The organism is Ruegeria sp. AH12, assembly GCF_056541465.1.
On sequence record NZ_JBQFYL010000098.1, the window covers coordinates 1 to 912 of the forward strand.

Below are 912 nucleotides of genomic sequence, written 5' to 3' on the forward strand. Positions count from 1 at the left end.
TGTCCGTCGTCAGGGAATTTGGGGCAGATGGCCGCGTGAGCTGAGAGAGGATCTGGCTCATCTGGTTGGTTTGATTATGCGGTGGATTTGCGGTGAAGCAAGCGCCTGGTTTCGATTGTCTTTTGTTTGATCCTTTCTCGCTGCTTTAGAATGGTCTGCCCGCGTCCGAAGTAGGCATCAGCGGGGTAACGCCGGTGATTGTAGTGATCGACGAAAGCTTCGATCTGCTGCTGGAGGTCACCGGGCAGATAGTAGTTTTCCAGCAAGATGCGGTTCTTCAGGGTCTGATGCCAGCGCTCGATCTTTCCCTGAGTTTGCGGGTGATATGGGTCACCTCGAATATGATCCATCTGCCGATCCTCCAGCCAATCAGCCAACTCTCTGGAGATGTAACTGGACCCGTTGTCGCTGAGCGGCCTTGGTTTGTGCAGAACCATCGCCTGATCACAACCCGAAGCCTGTAACACCAAGTCGAGCGTGTCGGTCACATCGCCCGACTTCATGGTCGTGCAGAGCTTCCAGGCGATGATGTAGCGGCTGTAGTCATCGAGGATGGTCGACAGATAGAACCAGCCTCAGCCGAAGACCCTCATGTAAGTGAAGTCGGTCTGCCAGAGCTGGTTCGGCCACGTTGTCTTGTTCTGGAACTCGTCTGCGGCTGACAAAACCACATAGGCTGGGCTGGTGACCAGATCGTATGACTTGAGGATGCGATAGACGGAAGCCTCGGACACAAAGTACTTTTCTGTGTCGGTGAAGCGGACAGCTAGTTCTCGCGGTGACAACTCGCTTTGACGAAGATAATCCCACTCAATACACGCCGATCATCGACGCGAGGCTTACCGTGAGACTTCGGGAAGAAAGGCTCAAGACGCGCCATTTGCGTGTCCGTTAGCCAGAAAAGATCAGACA

At 54.1% G+C, this 912-nt stretch carries 2 pseudogenes; both read right to left on the reverse strand.

Annotated features, from left to right (window positions below):
* Positions 1-74: 74 nt before the first annotated feature.
* Positions 75-800: pseudogene (locus ACR0EL_RS21885) on the reverse strand (transposase); the annotation flags it as partial.
* Positions 794-912 (reverse strand): annotated as a pseudogene (locus ACR0EL_RS21890) (IS5/IS1182 family transposase); the annotation flags it as partial. The pseudogenes ACR0EL_RS21890 and ACR0EL_RS21885, both read right to left, overlap by 7 nt.